Here is an 18,191-nt window from a genome sequence, read left to right on the forward strand (position 1 = left end):
AGGTCGAATTCCGGGTTACCGGAATTCTGACCGGTTGCGGCAGGCGGTTTTCCACCGGAAAACCTGCCGGAAGCAACCCGGTGAAAGACCAAAGAAGGCCGCCCCAAAAGGGCGGCCTTTTCCCTGTCTATGGTTGCTGCACATCCTTGGGGCTTTTGAGCGATGAATTGGGGCATTTCCCCCTTGCCACGCTCCCCGTCCCCTAGTATAGCGCGCGGGTTCTCCATGAGAATGTGACGGCGGGATGATTCCCGCCGTTTGGGTTCGACGAGGGTTGGCGATGCGCGCCTGTCCTCCTCTCAACCCCAACGCCTGACAAAAAGGCATGACAATGCAAAGCCAAAATATCCGTATCCGGCTGAAGGCATTTGACTATCGCGTTCTGGACGCCAGCACGCAAGAGATCGTCAACACTGCCAAGCGGACCGGCGCGCAAGTGCGCGGCCCGATTCCGCTGCCGAACAAGATCGAGAAGTTCACGGTTCTCCGTGGCCCTCACGTCGACAAGAAAAGCCGTGACCAGTTCGAGATCCGCACCCACAAGCGGCTCCTGGATATCGTTGATCCGACCCCGCAGACGGTGGACGCGCTGATGAAGCTCGACCTCGCCGCCGGCGTGGACGTCGAGATCAAGCTGCAGTCGTAAGATCGGAGGGTAAAGAATGCGTTCCGGTATTATCGCAAAGAAAGTCGGCATGACCCGGCTGTTCATGGAAGACGGCAAGCAGATCCCTGTGACCGTTCTCCAGCTGGACAACCTCCAGGTCGTCGCCCAGCGCACCACCGAGAAGGATGGCTATACCGCCGTTCAGCTGGGTGCAGGCACCCCCAAGATCAAGCGCGTGTCCAAGGCCATGCGCGGCCATTTCGCCGCACAGAAGGTCGAGCCCAAGCGCAAGCTGGCCGAGTTCCGCGTGTCCGAAGACGCGCTGATCGAAGTTGGCGCCGAGATCTCGGCCGAGCACTTCCTGACCGGCCAGAAGGTCGACGTGTCGGGTACCTCGATCGGTAAGGGTTTCGCCGGTGCCATGAAGCGCCACAACTTCGGTGGTCTGCGCGCCTCGCACGGCGTGTCGATCAGCCACCGTTCGCACGGCTCCACCGGTCAGTGTCAGGACCCGGGCCGCGTGTTCAAGGGCAAGAAGATGGCCGGTCACATGGGTGCTGCCCGTGTTACCACCCAGAACCTCGAAGTCGTGAAAACCGACGCCGAGCGTGGTCTGGTCTTCATCAAAGGCGCCGTGCCCGGTCCGAAGTCCGGCTGGGTCACCGTCAAGGATGCCGTCAAGAAGAAAGCACCGGAAGGCCTGCCTTTCCCGGCTGCTGTGAAATCGGCCGCAACCGAAGCACCTGTTGCCGAAGCGCCCGCCGAAGGGGGTGAAGCATGAAACTCGATGTGATCAAACTCGACGGCTCCAAGGCCGGTGACATCGACCTGGACGAGGCCCTGTTCGGGCTGGAACCGCGTGCGGACATCCTGCACCGCGTGGTCCGCTGGCAGCGCAACAACGCGCAGGCCGGCACCCACAAGGTTCTGACCAAGTCGGAAGTCAGCTACTCGACCAAGAAGATCTACCGCCAGAAGGGCACCGGTGGCGCGCGTCACGGCTCGCGCAAATCGCCGACCTTCCGTCATGGTGGCGTCTACAAGGGTCCGACCCCGCGGTCGCACGGCCACGAACTGACCAAGAAGTTCCGTGCCCTCGGCCTGCGCCACGCGCTGTCGGCCAAGGCCAAGGCAGGTGAACTGGTGGTGATCGAGTCCGCTGAGTCCGAAGGCAAGACCTCGGCACTCGCCAAGCAGGTCAAGAACCTCGGTTGGAAGCGTGCCCTGATCATCGACGGTGCCGCGGTCAACGAAGGGTTCGCCCGCGCCGCGCGCAACATCGAAGGTCTGGATATCCTGCCGTCGATGGGCGCAAACGTCTATGACATCCTCAAGCGTGACACCCTGGTGCTCACCAAGGCGGCTGTCGAAGCACTGGAGGCTCGTCTGAAATGAGCGCGAAAGCACAACATTACGACGTGATCCGCAAGCCGATCATCACCGAGAAATCGACCATGGCATCCGAAAATGGCGCCGTGGTGTTCGAAGTGGCGATCGACAGCAACAAGCCGCAGATCAAGGAAGCGGTCGAGGCGCTGTTCGGTGTCAAGGTGAAGGCGGTCAACACCACCGTCACCAAGGGCAAGGTCAAGCGGTTCCGCGGCCAGCTGGGTAAGCGGAAAGACGTCAAGAAAGCCTATGTGACCCTGGAAGAGGGCAACACCATCGACGTGTCCACCGGACTCTGAGATCAGGTTTTCTGAAAATTGAAGAGGCCCTCGCGCAAGCGGGGGCCTTTTTCGTTGCGGGGCAGGCCTCTGTGCGAAGCTCATATTATACAGTCAGGGATTGAAAAAAGATGCGATTGGAGTTTAGTCTCAAGATTGTATGGGCTGCGTCAGATAATTGAGCTGGAGCTTTTGCGCAGGTTTGAGTTCGGTTCCTGGATGCAAGCTGGCAAGTGCTTGAGATTCAACGATCTGGCCGGACTTTCTTGTATTGAGTTATGGGGATGCTTGCATGGAATTTTTGTTGCTTGGTCTGTTCGGCGTATCGGTTCTGGCTGCTGTTGCACTCGACTCTTCGGGCGATGAAACCTAGACGCCAGATCCGGTGGTGATGGGGCGCGAGCTCAACTTTGACGGATCGCAGGTTCTGGAAGGGACTGCGGGTGACGATACGATCGCGGCGGGAAAGGATGGCGAACTCGCGCCAGAGGAGATCCAGCTTCGGGGTGGCGATGACACGGCGATTATCGAGGATCATATCGGTGCCGGCGTCTACGGCGGCGAGGGCGATGATACTCTGATCAGCACGGAATACGGGAACGCCCTGTACGGTGGCACCGGGGATGATGTGCTGTCCGGCGTTGGCGCCAATGCCATGTCAGGCGGCGCCGGGAATGATCAGATCACTTTGGACATGAACGCTCAGCCGGGACCGGACGCCTTTCGCATCGACGGTGGCGAAGGTGATGATACGATCAATGTTCAGGCGGATGTCGGACTCGATACACCAGACCGCAGCGGCGCGAATTTCGTCGGTGGCGAGGGCAAAGACGCTTATGAATTCGATCTGATGCTGAAAAACAGCGATGTGGACCTGAATGACTCTGGTGGGCCGCTGTCGACCTCGCTGGGGCAGATCGAAGATATCGACCCGACCGAGGACAGCTTGCTGATCGAGCTCGACGCCTAGATATCCGCTCAAGGGCGCGATGTCGAGGTGAGCTTGGAGCAGACCGAAACGGATGGACAGTTCTTCTCCATTCTCACGCTGAGGTTCCTGGAAGACGCGGCTCCCCCGGACGCCAGCGAGGCGGTTGCGTTGCTGAGTATCGTCAGCAATTTCGCTTTTACGCTGGACGACATCCAATTGGTTGGGGTGTGAGGGAGCTTCTGGCTGCCATGACCATCACATAGGGCAAGGTCAAGCGGAAATGCGTGAAGAAGGCCTCTGTCACCCCCGAAGAGGGTAATACCATCGACGTGTCGACCGGTCTCTGATCCGGACGTCGGTTGGACGAAAAGGAACCCCCGCCGAACGGCGGGGTTTTCCTTTCCTGGGTATGGGTTTGGGCGGCCCCACGTGCCAGAGACAACCCCAACCCAGAATGCGTCAGGCGATCCACCAGCGTTCCGCAATCCGCCCGTCGTCCAATGGTGTGCGTTGGCTTATCTGGCGTGGCAAGCCAACGCTGGGCGCCACCGCAAGGGCCATTTCGTCTTCGGACGGGTGGTAGCGAAAGCGGGAGCGCTCCCTCAGCCCTTCGGGCTGTGGGAGGGCGGCCACATCGACAAAACCGTCGCGCAGCGCTTCTGCCCGCACAGTGGCATCCGGAATCACGATCACTTCGACCGTATCGACCCAACCGGCCTGACCCGTTTTGTAGTGATCTGCGACACGGCGGGCCAGGAAATGGCGATTGTCCTGGGCGCGTTCGACCCGGTAACAGCCGGTGCCTATAGCTTGTTCCAGCGGGCTGACATGCGCGCCCGCGCGGGTAATGGAAAAACGGCTTTCGGCCAAACGGAAGGGCAGGCCAGGGTCGGGCAAAGCCAGTTCCAGCCTGACGCTCAACGGGGCCTGGACCTCTGCCAGCCCGATTTCCGCCAGCGAAGACGCTACGTCGTCAGCGGTCAGCGCCGCTCCATCGTGAAACCGGACGTCGGTCCTCAGATCGAACTTCCAGACCCGTCCATCTGCCTCGGATTGCCAGCCTGTTGCCAGTTCACCCCGCAACGTTCCGTCCGGTGCGATCTCGGTCAGTGTGTCGAACACTGCACCCCGGGCGATCTGTTCCAGACTGTCATCGCGCGGCACGGCCAGGCGCAGATGCCCGCCTGGTTTTGGCCGGTCTGACAGCGACATTCCGGCCGCCGCCAACAGCGCCGCGGCAGCACCCGACGCAAACAGGGCGCGACGGTCGATGCGGGTCATGTCCGGCCCTCCGCGATGCGATCCATGATGCGCACCAACTCTGCGCTGATCCCCGGTTCCGACAGCGCGTGACCGGCATTTCGTACCATCCGCAACTCGGCACTGGGCCAGAGCTCGCTGAGCCGCCAGGCGGAGGTCGGCGGACAGATCATGTCATATCGCCCCTGCACGATATGACCGGGGATATGTGAAATCCGGTCCATGTTAGCGATGATCTGGCCATCGAATTCCAGGAACCCGTCATTGATGAAATAGTGATTCTCAAGCCGGGCAAAGGCGCGTGCGTAATCGCCCGGGCTTTCGCCGGATGCGCCGTTGGAATGAATCGAGGCAAGTGCGTTTTCCCAGGCGGACCAGGCGCGGCCATAGCGGATTTCCTGGGTGATATCGCCCGAGAACAGTCGCTTGTGATAGGCGGCGATCAGGTTGCCGCGTTCGGCTTCGGGAATCAACGATACAAAGCGCTCCCAAGGCTCGGGCCAGAACTTGCCCGCGCCGCCGCCATAGAACCAATCCAGTTCCGATTGCGTCATCAGGAAAACGCCGCGCAGCACCAGCCGGGTCACGCTTTCGGGATGGGTCTGGGCATATACCAGCGCCAACGTCGCGCCCCAGCTGCCGCCAAAAACGATCCACCTGTCGATATCCAAAGCATGCCGGATACGCTCGATATCGGCCACCAGATGCCAGGTGGTGTTGTTCTCGACCGAGGCATGCGGGCGCGACCGGCCACACCCGCGCTGGTCGAACAGAATCACCCGGTAGACCGAGGGGTCGAAATACCGTCGCATCGCCGGGCTGCATCCACCGCCGGGCCCGCCATGCAGCACGACGACCGGGATGCCGTTCGGATTACCGCATTGTTCCACGTATATCTGGTGCCCTTGGCCAACACCCAGCATGCGCTGATCAAAGGCATCGATCGGCGGGTACAGATATTGCACTGCGCGCTTTTGGTCCGGGTACTTGTCCATTACAGCCCTATATAGTCCGCAAAGGGTAAAAGAGCATACGGAGACAGGAATGCAAGCGCATCCGAACACGGTCGACCCGGCCGAGATCGCAAAATTCGAAGCGATGGCTGCCGAGTGGTGGGACCCGAATGGGAAATTCAAGCCGCTCCATATGCTGAACCCTTGTCGGCTCGACTATATCACGCAACAGATCGCCGGTGAATTCGACAGTGATCTGACGCTGGAAAAACCCTTTGCCGGTTTGCGGCTGCTGGATATCGGATGCGGTGGCGGTCTGCTCAGCGAACCGATGGCGCGTCTTGGGGCCGAGGTGGTTGGCGCTGACGCGGCTGAGCGGAACCTGCCTGTGGCCCGGATTCACGCGGAGCAATCCGGTCTGGAGATCGACTATCGCCATACAACGGCCGAGGCGATGGCGGCTGCGGGTGAACAATTCGACGTGGTGCTGAACATGGAGGTGGTCGAGCACGTGGCCGACCCGCTGTCCTATTTGACCGCCACCCGGGACCTGCTGAAACCCGGCGGTATCGAGATCTGCTCGACCATCAATCGGAACCCAAAATCCTATGCCATGGCCATCTTTGGCGCCGAGGTAATTATGCGTTGGCTGCCGCGCGGCACTCATGAATGGTCGAAGTTCATTACCCCGGACGAGTTGTTCGACCTGCTGCGTCAGGCGGGGTTGGACCCGGTGGACCGCAAGGGTTTCGTCTTCAACCCGATTTCGTGGCAGTGGTCGATTTCCGACCGCGATCTAAGCGTAAACTACGTGACGGCCAGCATAAAACGATAGCAAGGCTATCAGATAGCATAAGCCCGTTCATGGATCTCCAAGCCTTTTATGGCGCGGGGTCAGGCTGGTTCGTCCTTGACGTTCGCGGCGGTTTCTCGGTGCGCCCAAGAGTTTACTAGGCGCTGTTCATTATACGAAAGCGTAATTCACCTAGCAGATAGATCAGTAAATTAGCCATGTGCTCAGGTTGGCGCACACGTCCCGATGTTTCACAATCAAAAGAAAAACGAGGCAGAACATTATGGCATACGAATCCCATCACGGCGGGCATGGTTTGTCCCTGGCTCTTACATCCTTTTACGAGCGTCTGAAGGCTTGGCTGCATCGAATTTCGGTACCCGGCAGTTCAGACAGTAAGGTAGATTGGGAGCATTGCTCGATCGACGTGCACTCTGACACCAAAGAGGCTTGGCAGCCCCGAAAAGAGTTGTTGAACTTTGCCCTGGATGAAATAGGCCCCGGGCTTTTGCTGGGACAAGGTGCACTGGTTGTTGGCCCTTCGTGGCGAAGCAGCGGCCATCTGGCTGGCTGGTTGGAGGATCTTGGCGCCGAGGTCCAGACCAGCAAGGGGATTGATCAGGCATTGCATATTCTCGAACGTCAGGGCGACATGTGTGGACTGTTGGTCGTTATGTTGGATGGAAACTGCGACGACGAATTCTTCGATCTCCTGTCCCTGGTTCGTTTGAAGTACTCCGATATTCCTGTCGTTCTGCTATCCCGAGTCTTCGAGACTCATGACTACAGTGCAGTACGAAATCCGATCTGCGATGTTGCCCTCAGGATTCCCCTCGGTCGGATCGCATTCGAACTGGGTGTCTTGCAGGCCATCTCGGGACCGTCACAGCGGCGTTTGGTCTGAACGGCAGAGAGCGCCGGACCGGGTCTCGATCAAGGTCTGACTAAAGGTCGATCAGGTTTCCAGCTTCACTCTCAGATCGCGCAGGATGGGCAAGGCCAGTCGCACACGTTCGGGGCCAAGTTCTCCGACCACCTTGTCGATGAGTGGCGCGATCATTGAAATCGCCTGATCGCGGGCCTGCCGCCCTGCGGGGCTGATCGCCACCATCTTGCGGCGTGCATCGTCCCAATCGGGACGGATGTGGATATATCCGGCCCATTCCAGCTTTGCCAGCGTATTGGTCATCGCGCCGCGCGTCACATGAAAGGTGCTGGCGAGTTGGGCCGGTGTGCGTTCTCCGCCAACAAACACCAGATGATTCAGCACCGAGAAATGGGAAATCTCCATGCCTTTAGGCAGCACCCGGCTCAGCCGGTTGCGCAATAACTGATCGGCGGTGAGGATCTCGCTGAACAGCGTTACCGCCAGGGCATGGGTTTCGTCAGTCATCAGACTTCTGGGTCAGGGTCCATCGAACGCGCGCACATGAGTCAAACTTGGGACTCTGCGCCGGGCTTCTGTAACAGACTTATCATCCAGATCAAAAATGTGAATGCCGGGATCGGTGCCTGCGTCGATCAGCACCTCGCCCCAAGGCGCGACGACAAGGCTGTGGCCATGGGTGCGGCGTGGCTTGCCACGGCTCAGCCTGTGGTCGCCGGTCTGCGCGGGGGCCAGGACCCAGCAGCCGGTTTCGATCGCCCGCGCCCGCAACAAAGGTTCCCAATGGGCCGCGCCGGTAACCGGCGAAAACGCGGCCGGGACTGTCAGGATAGTGGCACCCGCCTGTGCCAGCGCGGCATGCAGATGCGGGAACCGCAGATCGTAGCAGACCGTCATCCCGATCTTGCCGAAATCGGTCTCGGCCAGGACGGCCCGCTGGCCCGGGCGATAGTTGGCCGATTCGCGAAAGGTCTCGGTCTCGGTCACCTGCACATCGAACATGTGGATCTTGTCATAGCGAGCCACGATCTGCCCCTGTGGCCCGATCATGAACGACCGGTTGGCGAACCGTCCGTCGGGGTCGTGGGTCTTGATCCCCAGAGATCCGATCAGCAGCCAGATGCCCAGTTCCGCCGCCTGCGCCCGCAGACCCGCCAAGGTGATGTCGTCCTCTTCGTGCCGCAAGACCTCGCGCTGCCGTGTGGTGCTGGTCGACAGACAATTCGTGACCTCGGGCGTCAAAACCCAGCGCGCACCCTGCGCGGCGGCATCGGCCACCATCGCCCGGACCATGTCCAGGTTTTCGGCCGGATCATCCGACGAACTGATCTGCAACAGCGCGGTTTTCATCCGTTCGCCAGCATCGGATCGAGCTTGCCGTCGTCTTCCAGATCGAACAGGTCGTCACAGCCGCCGACATGGGTGCCGCCGATAAAGATCTGCGGTACCGTCCGGCGGCCTCCCGCCCGCTCGATCATCTCGGGTTTGCGCCCGGGATTGGCAAGGACGTTGATTTCGGTGAACTCCACGCCCTTTTGGGTCAACAGGCGCTTGGCCGCATGGCAGTAACCGCAAAGCGGCGATGTATAGATTTCGACGGGTTTCATGTGTCAGTCCTTCGAGTTTGCGCCAATCTAGAGCATTTCCGGGAAAAGTGGAGACCGGTTTTGCGATGGCGCGGATCGGGAATTCGGATCATCTATGTGTCGTGTGCCACCCGTGCCAGAGCCAATACGAAAACTTGATTGGCACCCGCATCCAGACAGGCCCTTGCGCAGGCCGCAAAGGTCGCCCCCGAAGTCATCACGTCATCCACCAGCAAGACGTTCCGGGCGATCAGCCGGTGCTTGCGGCGCGGATGGGCCTTGATGGCGCCGGTCAAGAGCGCTTCACGCTGCGCCGCGTTCATTCCCTCCAGCATCGGCGTTGCCACCGAACGGACCAACAGGTCCGGGCAGACGGGCAGGCCCGTCGCATGCCCGACGCTTTGGGCAAGCAGGGCTGACTGGTTATAGCGCCGCCGCGCCAGCCGGGTCCAATGCAAGGGTACCGGAGCGATGATCATCCTGTCGCGAAGAATGGGTTTGGCTGCGCGTGCCATCCACAGGCCCGCCGGGCGTGCTAGTTCGGGCCGGTCGCCATGTTTCAGTGCCAGGATGATCCGACGCGCCCGACCGGTGTACAACAAGGCCGCCCGGCCGTCCTTCCACGGGCGAGGATGGATCATGCAGTCGTCGCATTCGATTCGGTGCCCATCGGTGGCCCCGATCAGCGGCACCCCACAGCTCTCGCAGACAGTGCCTTCGATAAACGGCGTATCGCGCCAGCAGGTGCCGCACAGGCCGAAATCCGACGTTACCAGATCGCCGCACCCCAGGCATCGTGGAGGGTAGATTGCCTCGATCGCGGTTTGAATTTTCTGCCACATGGGTTAGGTGCGCCTTATGAAACCACCAAGCCATCAGATCGCCCCCGCCCTGGTCGATCGTCCCGCTCTTGATGCGCATCGGCGCCGGGTTCGCGAAGACGCCCTGTTCCTCCACCGTGCCGCGCTGGACGAGGTGCAGGATCGCCTGTCGATGGTTAACAGAACCTTTACGGATATTGCGATCGTAACGCCTTTTCCGCAGATCTGGGTGGATGTGTTCGGGTCTGCCAAAATGGTCGAAGATGCCGAGGTACTCGCCCTCAGTGAGGCCAGTTGCGATCTTGTGGTGCACGCCATGGCGCTGCATTGGACCAATGATCCGGTCGGCCAGCTGATCCAGTGCCGCAGGGCGCTACGCCCCGACGGGCTGTTGCTTGCGGTTTGTCTGGGTGGGCAGACATTGTCCGAGCTGCGTGCCGTGTTCGCCCAGGCCGAGGTTGAGGTTTCCGGGGGCCTCAGCCCGCGGGTCGCGCCCATGGCCGAGATCCGCGATCTGGGGGCGCTGTTACAGCGCGCGGGCCTCGCGCTGCCGGTTGCCGACAGCCTAAGCCTGACGGCAGAGTATCGCGACCTTTGGCACCTGATGCATGATCTGCGCGCCATGGGGGAAACCAACGCGCTCTCCGGCCGTCTGCGCCACCCGACGCGGCGGGCGGTCTTCGACCGGGCCGCGACTATCTACGCAGATCACCATGCAACCCCCGACGGCCGCTTGCCCGCCACGTTCGAGATGATCTGCCTGACCGGCTGGGCGCCCGACGAAAGCCAACCGAAACCCCTGCGCCCCGGCTCCGCCCAGATGCGCCTTGCGGCGGCCTTGGGCGCCGACGAGACCAGCCTGCCGGATTGACGGCGCGGGATATCCGGTTATCTCAGGTCGAAACCGACAAAATTCAGGAAGCCAGATATGTTCGATGCTACCCGCCCCGCCCATGCCCCGGCCGACCACCCGAAGGTTAAGATGGGGCGCGTCGGTGTCCTGATCGCCAATCTCGGCACGCCTGACGATTACACATACTGGCCCATGCGGCGGTACCTGAACGAGTTCCTGTCGGATAAGCGGGTGATCGACTACCCGGCCTGGAAATGGCAGCCGATCCTTCAGGCGATCATCCTGAGCAAGCGGCCGTTCAGCTCGGGCGCGGCCTACAAGTCGATCTGGAATCACGACAAGGGTGAAAGCCCGCTGATGACTATAACCAAGGACCAGACGGAAAAGCTGCGCGCGGCGCTGACCGCGCGGTATGGCGACACTGTGATGGTCGATTTCTGCATGCGCTATGGGAATCCCTCGACCAAGTCCAAGGTCAGCCAGATGGTGGCCGAAGGCTGCGACCGTATCCTGTTCTTCCCGCTCTATCCGCAATATGCCGGCGCCACGACGGCGACGGCCAATGACCAGTTCTTTCGCGCACTGATGGACGAGACCTGGCAACCCGCCGCCCGCACGGTGCCCGCCTATTTCGACCAGCCCGCCTATATCGACGCGCTGGCGCAATCGGTCGAGCAGGCCTATGCCGCGATGGATCAACAGCCCGATGTGCTGGTCTGTTCGTATCACGGCATGCCCGAACGCTATCTGATGCAAGGTGACCCGTATCATTGCCAATGCGCCAAGACCTCGCGCTTGTTGCGCGAGCGCCTAGGATGGGACGAATCAAAGCTGATCTCGACCTTTCAGTCGAAATTCGGTCCCGAGGAATGGCTGAAACCCTATACCGTCGACCACGTCGCCGAACTGGCGCGGCTGGGGAAAAAGAATATCGCGGTCATCGCGCCTGCGTTTTCCTCGGACTGCATCGAAACGCTGGAAGAGATCAACGAAGAGATTCGCGAAAGCTTTGAGCATGCCGGTGGCGAGACCTTCACCTATATCCCCTGCCTGAACGATCAGGATGCCCATATCGCGGCTTTGGCCAAGGTGGTCGAAGACAACCTGCGCGGCTGGCTGGACTGATCTCAAGAAAGCAAATGAAAAAAGAAAAAGGCGGTGGGTGACCACCGCCTTTCTCGTGACTGGCCAGAGGCCAATCTATTAGTTGTTCGCTGCGACTGCAACGCCGACCAGAACCAGCAGGATCAGCGGCAGCAGGATGCCGCTCGACGAGCTCTGGGTCTCTTCGACGATGACCGGTGCTTCAACGACCGGCTCCGACAGGTTGCCTGCGAATGCGGTCGAAGCTGCGGCGGAGAGAGCAGCGGCGAGAACGAGTTTCTTCATGTTAACCTCCAGTATTTGCGCGATTCTCCCATACGTGAACCGCGCACCCAAGACTTACCTCGTGAGTTTTTCTAACCAGCTATCAGCTTGGAATGCAAACGGTTGTTGCATCGGATATCCTTTTGCGGGTCGCAATGTCGTCAAATTAGCAACACCTGCGTGCCTACTTTGGCGAATTCGAACAGTTCGGAGATATGTTCGTTGTACAACCCTATGCATCCGTTCGATGATCTTCGGCCGATCTTGCGCGTGTCATGCGTTCCGTGGATTCGGTAGTACTGCCAACTCAGGTACAGCGCGTGGGTGCCCAATGGATTGTCCGGTCCCGGCGGAATGTAATCGGGCCACTCGGGGTTGCGCTTCTTCATGGATGGGGTTGGTGACCAGCTAGGGCCGACCACTTTGCGAATCACGCTGGTGCGACCCCGGCGCGTCAACTCGTCGGTCAACGGCACCGATGACGGGTACAGTTTGTAGATGCTCTGGTCCTCGGACCAGTAGTGCAGCGCGCGGGACACCGTATCGACCAGAATCGCACCGTTGCGGGTGTTCGAGAAGTAGGGCTGCCACGAAAGTGCCCGGAAACTCGAGAGATTTCGGCGCACCGGTGCCTCTGGTGCGGGCGCGGGGCGGGTGGGGTCGTTGGGAATGAACTGGGCAAGCGCAGGTGCGCCGAGGGTCGAGGCGGCACCGATCAGAAAGGTGCGTCGGGTCGCTTGAACGGATGGTTTCTTGACCATTTGATCTGACCTTTATTCATGGAAACAAAATGACAGGCCAATAATATGGCCCGGGGGTCGCAGTCGCAATCAATCTGACGATGCCTGCTCCCTCTGGTTAGGCAGGATTTGCATCGGAGAGGGCCACGCGCTATCTGAAACTCCGATGAATGTTTCGGTGAGACCATGGCGCGACTGATTTCTCTACTCGTAATCTGCTTTCTTGGGCTGGCGGCCTGTACCGATACCGGACCTGCCCAATTGGGTTCGGACGGCAAGCCGCTGCCGAAGGCGTACAAAATCCGCGGCAACCCGGCGACCCTGCAATTTCGCATGGTGGACTCGGTGAACGCGCTCCGGCAGGCATCCGGGCTGGGCCCCGTGCAGTTGAACCCGCAACTCAACGCCGCGGCAGCGACACACGCACGTGACATGTCGGTACAGAATCGCCCCTGGCATTTCGGCTCTGACGGGTCGTCCCCGATCGACCGTGCTGCGCGTGCGGGGTATACGGGTATCTTCCTCGGCGAGGCGATCTCGGAAACTTACGAGTCCGAGGTCGAGACCTTGGCGGCCTGGATGGAAGAACCCGGACCCCGCTCTGTTATTTTGGACCCAAAGGCTACGAACATGGGGTTTGCGTGGTTTCAGGAAAACAATGGCAAGATCTGGTGGACGCTTGAAATGGGGTCCTGACGACGCAAAGTAGCAACAACAAAGGGCCCCGACGGGGCCCTTTCCGTTTCCGCTTCGATTGCCTTTCAGGCTGCTTGCAACGGATGCGATTCGGTCAGGATCGCATAAATCTTGGTTGGATCGGGATTGGCGCGCAGCTTGGTGCAGACGGCTTGTTCGCGCAATGTGCGCGACACCAGGGCCAGCGCTTTCAGATGCTCGACGCCGGCCTCCTCGGGTGCAAAGAGCGCAAAGGCAAGATCGACCGGAAGCCGGTCAACAGCGCCAAAATCCATTGGTTTCTCCAACAGGACAAAAGCACCAACAACGTTTTCAAGGCCGGAAATGCGCGCATGCGGCAGCGCCACCCCATGGCCGACACCGGTCGGACCAAGGCTTTCGCGTTCCAGTAGCGCTTCCAGCGTTTCCTGGCCGTTCATTGCCAGCGCGCTTTCTGCCAAGTCCGCAATTTCCTGAAACAAACGCTTCTTGCTCGAAGCGGCGCCGATCACGCGAACCGCGTTCGGTTTGAGGATGCTCGAAAGCTCCATAGGGTCTTGCTCCTCACGCGTGCCTCCGCCCCAGGCGGGGGCACGCTTGGTAAATTCTTGCCGTTTACGGGTCGATCCAGCCGATGTTGCCGTCTTCGCGGCGATACACGACGTTCAGTCCGTCCTTGCTTTCATTTCGAAACACCAACACCGGGGCGCCGGCCAGTTCCATCTGCATCACCGCTTCGCCGACCGACAGCGATGGAATCTTGGTCTCCATCTCGGCCACGATGATCGGTTGCAGCGAGTCCGGCTCACCTTCCGCATCGGCTTCTTCAGCGGCGAGGATATAAGATGAGGCTCCGTAGAGTTCAACCGGTTCCGCACGGTCCTTGTGGTGATCCTTGAGGCGACGCTTGTAGCGGCGCAGTTGTTTGTCCATTTTTTCGCAGCAATCATCGAATGCCGCATAGATTTCCGTTGCGTGCGCCTTTGCCTGAGCGGTCAGGCCAGTGGACAGGTGCACGGTTGCTTCGCATACGTATTCATGCGCTGAACGGGAAAACACGACATGTGCGTCGGTCGGGCGCTGTGCATACTTGGACACGACATCGCCCAATTCGGCCTCGACATGGGTTTGCAAGGCGGCGCCAATGTCGATCTGTTTTCCGCTGATTTGATAACGCATGTGATCTCCTTCACAAATTTCACCCGTTTTCACGCCGCGAAATGCGGCTTGCCTGTTATTTTTGGGTGACGGGAAATGGCAGAGTTTTCGATTGTGGCCGTTTGTTCCCTTCTGCGAAGGGGTGACCAGAAACAGCTTCGAACCGCAGCTTTGCCATACCCCTATTGAGGCAAGAGACACGCCCACTGTCAATCACAAGAGCGGCCCCGCGACACAATTTCCGCCAAACTCTGGGGCCAGCCCGCGGGCTTGTCACGAGATACGGAAGTTCTCGCCCAGATAGACCCGGCGGACATTTTCGTTCTCGACCACTTCCGATGGGCTGCCAGACATCAGGACTTGCCCGTCGTGCAGGATATAGGCGCGGTCGACGATTTCGAGGGTCTCGCGCACGTTGTGATCGGTGATCAGAACGCCGATCCCCCGGTTTTTCAGATCAGACACCAGATGCCGGATGTCGCCCACGCTGATCGGATCGACCCCGGCAAAGGGCTCGTCCAACAGCAGGTATTTCGGGTCCGCCGCCAGACAGCGCGCGATTTCCACGCGCCGCCGCTCGCCGCCCGACAGCGCCAGCGCCGGGGCGCGGCGCAGGTGTTCGATGGAAAAATCAGACAGCAGTTCTTCCAGTCGCTCACGCCGCTTGTGGGCGTGCTTCTCGGTGATGTCCAGAACGGCCAGAATGTTGTCTTCGACGCTCAGGCCACGAAAGATCGACATTTCCTGCGGCAGGTACCCGATGCCCAGCCGCGACCGCCGGTACATCGGCAGCGTTGTGGCGACCTGGCCGTCGATGGTTACCTTACCCGCCTCGGGGAACACGAGGCCGGCAATGGAATAGAAGGTTGTTGTCTTTCCCGACCCGTTCGGCCCCAACAGCGCCACAACCTCGGACCGGCCGAGCTTCATCGACACATCCCGGATGACCGTCTTCTTGCGATAAGATTTGCGCAGCTTATCGATGATCAGGCCCGAAGACCCATCGGTGACGGTCAAGGAGGGGCGCGCCATCACTTGTCTTCCGGGTTCAGAATGGTCTTGACCCGCCCGACCATCTGCGCGGTGCCGGAAATCAGGTTGACGGTCATCTCGTTCGAGGTAAGCGCGTTCTTGCCCTGGGTCAGCAGGACATCGCCGGTCATGACGATGATGCCGGTATCAATCGAGTAATCCGCACGCTGTGCCTGGGCCGCATCCTGGCCGCTGACCAGCACGACATCGCCGGTTGCTTCCAGCCGGTCAATGCCGGAGCGTTCCTGGCTGTAGATCACCAGAACCCGCTGCGCGGACAAGCGCATCTCACCTTGTGATACCAGTACATTGCCCTTGAACTCGGCCGAGCCGTCGGCCTGGTTCACATCCAGCGTGTCCGAGGTCACTTCGACAGGGATGGTCGGATCGGCCTTGACCGCGCCAAACGCCAAATTCGTGCTTTGCGCCTGGGCCGTCACCGCGCCAAGCGTCAAGAGGATGCCGATTGTCAACGCGCGAAAATAGATCACAGGTTATCTTTCTGACGTTTTTGGCTCATATACCAGTTTCACGCCATTCTTGAAACGAATATGGATGGGGCCGCCGTCGTTTTCAGCCCCTATTTCCATTGAACCTGCGGTAAATTTCCCGATAGGTCCGGTTCCCTGCACCTCGCCGGGCGAATTTCCCGATACACCGCTCAACGCAGTGTTGAGTTCCTCGGTTGTGACACGGAGTCCGTCGGATGTGGTGATCACGACATTGCCGGTGAACGTCGCCATATCCTGATCCATTTCCAGCGACCCTGTGTCCGACCGAAGGGTTATCATGCGACCGTTCAGCAAGCGGATTTCGGCGGCAAGGTCGATGGCTTCTCCGCGAGAGTCCGCCCCGCCCGGACGGGCCAGCTTGGCCTGCACCTGGATCTGCTCGCCTTGTGGCGTGACGCCGGAAAAGAATGGTCCGGTCACCTGCTGGTCACGGGTGCGTTCGACAATCTCGTCCTCGGCAAACGGAATGGGCGATTCCAGATCGACGCCACGGGACAACAGGAACACGGCCGATAGCAGGGTCAGCGCGGCCAGAGGCAGGATCACCTTTGCCAACTGAACCATGCGCGAATAGCGGTCTTGCGCCATGGCTTATCCCAGACCCACCCGCAGGCAGTCGTGAATGTGCAGCAGGCCCTTGGTTTGTCCCGGTGCTGCCGGGTCCACCACGAACAGCGAGGTGATCTTGCGCGCGTTCATGATCGCCACGGCCTCTTCGGCCAGCGCATCCGTCGCGATGGTCGTGGGATTGCGGGTCATCACTTCGGCTGCGGTCTTGTCCAGCAGCCCGGACATGTGCCGCCGCAAGTCACCATCGGTGACGATCCCGGTCAGGTGTCCGTCGTCATCGGTCACGCCGACAACGCCAAAACCCTTGCGGCTGATTTCCAGTAGCGCTTCGCTCATCGGTGTTTGCAGCGAGATCAGAGGAACGGCGTCGCCCGAATGCATCAGGTCCGACACCCGGCTGAGCCGTGCGCCCAGCTTGCCGCCGGGGTGGAACACGCGAAAGTTCTCGGGCCGGAAATCGCGGAATTTCATCAGCGCGATGGCCAGCGCGTCGCCCATCGCCAGCGTGAGCGTGGTCGAGATCGACGGGACCATGCCGAAACCGCAGGCCTCGCCCATTGCGGGGATCAGCAAATGTACATCGGCCTGCGCCATCAGCGAGCTTTCGGGTTTGCTGGACAATCCGATCAGCGGGATGCCGAAGCGGCGCGTAAAGGCTAGCAAATTGGCCAGTTCCGGCGCCTCGCCGGAGTTCGAAATCGCGAGAACGACGTCGTTTTCGGAGACCATGCCGAGGTCGCCGTGGCTGGCTTCGGCGGGATGTACAAAATAGGCGGGCGTCCCGGTACTGGCGAGCGTGGCCGCGATCTTGTGCCCGATGTGGCCCGACTTGCCGATGCCCGACACGATCACCCGGCCCTTGGTCCGCAGGATCAGGTCGACAGCCTTGGTGAAGTCGTCACCAAGGCTTTCGGCCAATTTTTCAAGGGCATGCGCTTCGTCCAGGACGACCTGGCGGGCGATGGACAGAATGGATTCCGGGTCGGTCATGAGTGGGCAAAGATGTCGATTTCGGGCCAGCCTTCGAGGTCCAGTCTGGCACGGGTTGGCAAAAAGTCGAAGCAGGATTGCGCCAGTCCGGTGCGCCCCTCGCGCTCCAGCCGCATGTCCAGCGCCTCGCGCAGGCGGTGCAGGTGCAGCACGTCGGAGGCCGCATAATCGAGCTGCGCCTCTGTCAGGGTCTCGGCGCCCCAGTCGCTCATCTGCTGCTGTTTCGAGATGTCGACACCCAGCAATTCCTGCGTCAGATTCTTCAGCCCGTGCCGGTCGGTATAGGTGCGCACCAGCCGGCTGGCGATTTTTGTACAATAGACCGGCGCCGCCAAGGCACCGTAGGTGTTGAACAGCGCAGCAATGTCGAAGCGCCCAAAATGAAACAATTTCAACACGTTGGGATCTTCGAGCATGGCGCAGAGATTGGGCGCGGCGGTTGAACCCTTCTCGACCTGCACGATATGCGCGTTGCCGTCGCCGCCGGACATCTGCACCACACAGAGCCGGTCGCGATGGGGGTTCAGCCCCATGGTCTCGCAGTCGATGGCCACAACCGGGCCCAGGTCCAGCCCGTCGGGCAGGTCGTTTCTATAGAGATAGTTGGCCACCGAAATTTCCTTTGCGCCGTACCGGACCCGAGATAGGGCTTATGGCCCGCGAACTCAACATCAACCGCATCGGCGGGCGGGTTCTATTGTGTACAACGGGTCAAAGCCGCGAATTGACCGTTTTGTACCTGTCCCCGGCGGTGGATTGACCGTTTTGTACAGCGTCCGGGGGCGTTTT

At 60.3% G+C, this 18,191-nt stretch carries 26 protein-coding genes and 1 pseudogene; 12 read left to right on the forward strand and 15 right to left on the reverse strand.

The features are described 5' to 3' along the window. Nucleotides 1-331: 331 nt before the first annotated feature. The 7 genes and pseudogenes from rpsJ to OE747_RS23735 form a co-directional block, all read left to right on the forward strand. On the forward strand, nucleotides 332-646 hold the full coding sequence (gene rpsJ, locus OE747_RS23705; protein WP_005621947.1) for a 30S ribosomal protein S10: 315 nt from the start codon (nucleotides 332-334) through the stop codon (nucleotides 644-646). Nucleotides 647-662: 16 nt separating this feature from the next. Beyond that, entirely contained in the window at nucleotides 663-1,388 is a 726-nt protein-coding gene (gene rplC, locus OE747_RS23710) for a 50S ribosomal protein L3 (RefSeq protein WP_011049497.1), read from the forward strand. Beyond that, nucleotides 1,385-2,002, forward strand: coding sequence for a 50S ribosomal protein L4 (rplD, locus tag OE747_RS23715; protein ID WP_164128500.1), 618 nt, complete (start codon nucleotides 1,385-1,387; stop codon nucleotides 2,000-2,002). The genes rplC and rplD overlap by 4 nt, the downstream gene beginning before the upstream one ends. Continuing rightward, complete coding sequence (locus tag OE747_RS23720) at nucleotides 1,999-2,295, forward strand: 50S ribosomal protein L23 (protein WP_093029010.1); 297 nt, start codon at nucleotides 1,999-2,001, stop codon at nucleotides 2,293-2,295. Before rplD ends, OE747_RS23720 begins: the two co-directional genes overlap by 4 nt. Before the next feature lie 370 nt (nucleotides 2,296-2,665). Next, nucleotides 2,666-3,244: a calcium-binding protein gene (locus OE747_RS23725; protein WP_263830921.1), complete on the forward strand. Its 579-nt coding sequence runs from the start codon at nucleotides 2,666-2,668 to the stop codon at nucleotides 3,242-3,244. A gap of 33 nt (nucleotides 3,245-3,277) precedes the next feature. After that, nucleotides 3,278-3,436, forward strand: a complete 159-nt coding sequence (locus OE747_RS23730) for a hypothetical protein (protein WP_263830922.1) — start codon at nucleotides 3,278-3,280, stop codon at nucleotides 3,434-3,436. A gap of 41 nt (nucleotides 3,437-3,477) precedes the next feature. After that, a pseudogene (locus OE747_RS23735) lies at nucleotides 3,478-3,552 on the forward strand (50S ribosomal protein L23); the annotation flags it as partial. 112 nt (nucleotides 3,553-3,664) lie between these two features. Here OE747_RS23735 and OE747_RS23740 read toward each other — a convergent pair. Further along, nucleotides 3,665-4,486, reverse strand: a complete 822-nt coding sequence (locus OE747_RS23740; protein WP_263830923.1) for an ABC transporter substrate-binding protein — start codon at nucleotides 4,484-4,486, stop codon at nucleotides 3,665-3,667. Then, a complete protein-coding gene (gene pip / locus OE747_RS23745) occupies nucleotides 4,483-5,460 on the reverse strand; it encodes a prolyl aminopeptidase (RefSeq protein ID WP_263830924.1) in 978 nt (325 codons plus the stop codon). The genes OE747_RS23740 and pip overlap by 4 nt, the downstream gene beginning before the upstream one ends. 49 nt (nucleotides 5,461-5,509) lie before the next feature. Between pip and ubiG the strand changes: the two genes are divergently transcribed. Beyond that, nucleotides 5,510-6,253 (forward strand): bifunctional 2-polyprenyl-6-hydroxyphenol methylase/3-demethylubiquinol 3-O-methyltransferase UbiG, encoded by a 744-nt coding sequence (gene ubiG / locus OE747_RS23750; protein ID WP_263830925.1) that lies wholly within the window; start codon nucleotides 5,510-5,512, stop codon nucleotides 6,251-6,253. Nucleotides 6,254-6,494: 241 nt separating this feature from the next. Further along, nucleotides 6,495-7,115, forward strand: a complete 621-nt coding sequence (locus OE747_RS23755) for a hypothetical protein (protein ID WP_263830926.1) — start codon at nucleotides 6,495-6,497, stop codon at nucleotides 7,113-7,115. Between the two features lie 51 nt (nucleotides 7,116-7,166). Here OE747_RS23755 and OE747_RS23760 read toward each other — a convergent pair whose 3' ends face one another. The 4 genes from OE747_RS23760 to OE747_RS23775 all read right to left on the reverse strand — a co-directional run bounded on the left by OE747_RS23760 (nucleotide 7,167) and on the right by OE747_RS23775 (nucleotide 9,525). Further along, a complete protein-coding gene (locus OE747_RS23760) occupies nucleotides 7,167-7,604 on the reverse strand; it encodes a MarR family winged helix-turn-helix transcriptional regulator (RefSeq protein WP_263830927.1) in 438 nt (145 codons plus the stop codon). A gap of 12 nt (nucleotides 7,605-7,616) precedes the next feature. Next, the gene (locus OE747_RS23765) at nucleotides 7,617-8,447 is read right to left on the reverse strand and encodes a carbon-nitrogen hydrolase family protein (protein ID WP_263830928.1); all 831 of its coding nucleotides are present in this window, start codon (nucleotides 8,445-8,447) and stop codon (nucleotides 7,617-7,619) included. Further along, entirely contained in the window at nucleotides 8,444-8,704 is a 261-nt protein-coding gene (grxC, locus tag OE747_RS23770) for a glutaredoxin 3 (protein WP_263830929.1), read from the reverse strand. The genes OE747_RS23765 and grxC overlap by 4 nt, the downstream gene beginning before the upstream one ends. 92 nt (nucleotides 8,705-8,796) lie before the next feature. Further along, the gene (locus tag OE747_RS23775; RefSeq protein WP_263830930.1) at nucleotides 8,797-9,525 is read right to left on the reverse strand and encodes a ComF family protein; all 729 of its coding nucleotides are present in this window, start codon (nucleotides 9,523-9,525) and stop codon (nucleotides 8,797-8,799) included. A gap of 16 nt (nucleotides 9,526-9,541) precedes the next feature. On the opposite strand from OE747_RS23775, the gene OE747_RS23780 reads away from it, so the two are divergent. Both OE747_RS23780 and hemH read left to right on the forward strand, forming a co-directional pair. After that, nucleotides 9,542-10,375, forward strand: coding sequence for a methyltransferase domain-containing protein (locus OE747_RS23780; RefSeq protein WP_263830931.1), 834 nt, complete (start codon nucleotides 9,542-9,544; stop codon nucleotides 10,373-10,375). Nucleotides 10,376-10,432: 57 nt separating this feature from the next. Beyond that, nucleotides 10,433-11,482, forward strand: a complete 1,050-nt coding sequence (gene hemH / locus OE747_RS23785) for a ferrochelatase (protein ID WP_263830932.1) — start codon at nucleotides 10,433-10,435, stop codon at nucleotides 11,480-11,482. 78 nt (nucleotides 11,483-11,560) lie between these two features. On the opposite strand, the gene OE747_RS23790 is transcribed toward hemH, so the two are convergent. Together OE747_RS23790 and OE747_RS23795 are read right to left on the reverse strand one after the other, a co-directional pair. Beyond that, complete coding sequence (locus OE747_RS23790; RefSeq protein WP_093032657.1) at nucleotides 11,561-11,746, reverse strand: hypothetical protein; 186 nt, start codon at nucleotides 11,744-11,746, stop codon at nucleotides 11,561-11,563. 140 nt (nucleotides 11,747-11,886) lie between these two features. Next, nucleotides 11,887-12,486: a L,D-transpeptidase gene (locus tag OE747_RS23795; protein WP_263830933.1), complete on the reverse strand. Its 600-nt coding sequence runs from the start codon at nucleotides 12,484-12,486 to the stop codon at nucleotides 11,887-11,889. Between the two features lie 165 nt (nucleotides 12,487-12,651). Between OE747_RS23795 and OE747_RS23800 the strand changes: the two genes are divergently transcribed. Next, complete coding sequence (locus OE747_RS23800; protein ID WP_263830934.1) at nucleotides 12,652-13,161, forward strand: CAP domain-containing protein; 510 nt, start codon at nucleotides 12,652-12,654, stop codon at nucleotides 13,159-13,161. 65 nt (nucleotides 13,162-13,226) lie between these two features. Here the strand turns inward: OE747_RS23800 and OE747_RS23805 are convergent, their stop codons facing one another. The 7 genes from OE747_RS23805 to OE747_RS23835 form a co-directional block, all read right to left on the reverse strand. Next, nucleotides 13,227-13,691, reverse strand: a complete 465-nt coding sequence (locus OE747_RS23805; RefSeq protein ID WP_263830935.1) for a PTS sugar transporter subunit IIA — start codon at nucleotides 13,689-13,691, stop codon at nucleotides 13,227-13,229. Between the two features lie 64 nt (nucleotides 13,692-13,755). Then, nucleotides 13,756-14,319, reverse strand: coding sequence for a ribosome hibernation-promoting factor, HPF/YfiA family (gene hpf / locus OE747_RS23810; RefSeq protein WP_263390368.1), 564 nt, complete (start codon nucleotides 14,317-14,319; stop codon nucleotides 13,756-13,758). A gap of 252 nt (nucleotides 14,320-14,571) precedes the next feature. After that, the gene (gene lptB, locus OE747_RS23815) at nucleotides 14,572-15,330 is read right to left on the reverse strand and encodes an LPS export ABC transporter ATP-binding protein (RefSeq protein WP_263830936.1); all 759 of its coding nucleotides are present in this window, start codon (nucleotides 15,328-15,330) and stop codon (nucleotides 14,572-14,574) included. Beyond that, nucleotides 15,330-15,821 (reverse strand): lipopolysaccharide transport periplasmic protein LptA, encoded by a 492-nt coding sequence (gene lptA / locus OE747_RS23820; RefSeq protein WP_404818355.1) that lies wholly within the window; start codon nucleotides 15,819-15,821, stop codon nucleotides 15,330-15,332. Before lptA ends, lptB begins: the two co-directional genes overlap by 1 nt. Before the next feature lie 3 nt (nucleotides 15,822-15,824). Then, a complete protein-coding gene (gene lptC, locus OE747_RS23825) occupies nucleotides 15,825-16,430 on the reverse strand; it encodes an LPS export ABC transporter periplasmic protein LptC (protein ID WP_263830937.1) in 606 nt (201 codons plus the stop codon). 3 nt (nucleotides 16,431-16,433) lie between these two features. Then, nucleotides 16,434-17,402, reverse strand: a complete 969-nt coding sequence (locus OE747_RS23830) for a KpsF/GutQ family sugar-phosphate isomerase (RefSeq protein WP_263830938.1) — start codon at nucleotides 17,400-17,402, stop codon at nucleotides 16,434-16,436. Next, nucleotides 17,399-18,013, reverse strand: a complete 615-nt coding sequence (locus OE747_RS23835; RefSeq protein ID WP_263830939.1) for a ribonuclease D — start codon at nucleotides 18,011-18,013, stop codon at nucleotides 17,399-17,401. The genes OE747_RS23830 and OE747_RS23835 overlap by 4 nt, the downstream gene beginning before the upstream one ends. Nucleotides 18,014-18,191 lie beyond the last annotated feature (178 nt).

This window comes from Ruegeria aquimaris, assembly GCF_025751555.1.
Lineage (GTDB): Bacteria > Pseudomonadota > Alphaproteobacteria > Rhodobacterales > Rhodobacteraceae > Ruegeria_B > Ruegeria_B aquimaris.

Bases quoted from the DNA above. Each gene is read 5' to 3' on its own strand.
- OE747_RS23800 (WP_263830934.1), top strand. From the start codon at position 12,652: ATGGCGCGACTGATTTCTCTACTCGTAATCTGCTTTCTTGGGCTGGCG.
- hpf (WP_263390368.1), bottom strand. From the start codon at position 14,319: ATGCGTTATCAAATCAGCGGAAAACAGATCGACATTGGCGCCGCCTTG.
- OE747_RS23795 (WP_263830933.1), bottom strand. From the start codon at position 12,486: ATGGTCAAGAAACCATCCGTTCAAGCGACCCGACGCACCTTTCTGATC.
- OE747_RS23790 (WP_093032657.1), bottom strand. From the start codon at position 11,746: ATGAAGAAACTCGTTCTCGCCGCTGCTCTCTCCGCCGCAGCTTCGACC.
- OE747_RS23755 (WP_263830926.1), top strand. From the start codon at position 6,495: ATGGCATACGAATCCCATCACGGCGGGCATGGTTTGTCCCTGGCTCTT.
- pip (WP_263830924.1), bottom strand. From the start codon at position 5,460: ATGGACAAGTACCCGGACCAAAAGCGCGCAGTGCAATATCTGTACCCG.
- OE747_RS23720 (WP_093029010.1), top strand. From the start codon at position 1,999: ATGAGCGCGAAAGCACAACATTACGACGTGATCCGCAAGCCGATCATC.
- OE747_RS23780 (WP_263830931.1), top strand. From the start codon at position 9,542: ATGAAACCACCAAGCCATCAGATCGCCCCCGCCCTGGTCGATCGTCCC.
- ubiG (WP_263830925.1), top strand. From the start codon at position 5,510: ATGCAAGCGCATCCGAACACGGTCGACCCGGCCGAGATCGCAAAATTC.
- OE747_RS23725 (WP_263830921.1), top strand. From the start codon at position 2,666: ATGGGGCGCGAGCTCAACTTTGACGGATCGCAGGTTCTGGAAGGGACT.
- OE747_RS23805 (WP_263830935.1), bottom strand. From the start codon at position 13,691: ATGGAGCTTTCGAGCATCCTCAAACCGAACGCGGTTCGCGTGATCGGC.
- rplC (WP_011049497.1), top strand. From the start codon at position 663: ATGCGTTCCGGTATTATCGCAAAGAAAGTCGGCATGACCCGGCTGTTC.
- OE747_RS23830 (WP_263830938.1), bottom strand. From the start codon at position 17,402: ATGACCGACCCGGAATCCATTCTGTCCATCGCCCGCCAGGTCGTCCTG.
- OE747_RS23740 (WP_263830923.1), bottom strand. From the start codon at position 4,486: ATGACCCGCATCGACCGTCGCGCCCTGTTTGCGTCGGGTGCTGCCGCG.
- lptB (WP_263830936.1), bottom strand. From the start codon at position 15,330: ATGGCGCGCCCCTCCTTGACCGTCACCGATGGGTCTTCGGGCCTGATC.
- hemH (WP_263830932.1), top strand. From the start codon at position 10,433: ATGTTCGATGCTACCCGCCCCGCCCATGCCCCGGCCGACCACCCGAAG.
- OE747_RS23765 (WP_263830928.1), bottom strand. From the start codon at position 8,447: ATGAAAACCGCGCTGTTGCAGATCAGTTCGTCGGATGATCCGGCCGAA.
- rpsJ (WP_005621947.1), top strand. From the start codon at position 332: ATGCAAAGCCAAAATATCCGTATCCGGCTGAAGGCATTTGACTATCGC.
- lptC (WP_263830937.1), bottom strand. From the start codon at position 16,430: ATGGCGCAAGACCGCTATTCGCGCATGGTTCAGTTGGCAAAGGTGATC.
- rplD (WP_164128500.1), top strand. From the start codon at position 1,385: ATGAAACTCGATGTGATCAAACTCGACGGCTCCAAGGCCGGTGACATC.
- OE747_RS23775 (WP_263830930.1), bottom strand. From the start codon at position 9,525: ATGTGGCAGAAAATTCAAACCGCGATCGAGGCAATCTACCCTCCACGA.
- grxC (WP_263830929.1), bottom strand. From the start codon at position 8,704: ATGAAACCCGTCGAAATCTATACATCGCCGCTTTGCGGTTACTGCCAT.
- OE747_RS23760 (WP_263830927.1), bottom strand. From the start codon at position 7,604: ATGACTGACGAAACCCATGCCCTGGCGGTAACGCTGTTCAGCGAGATC.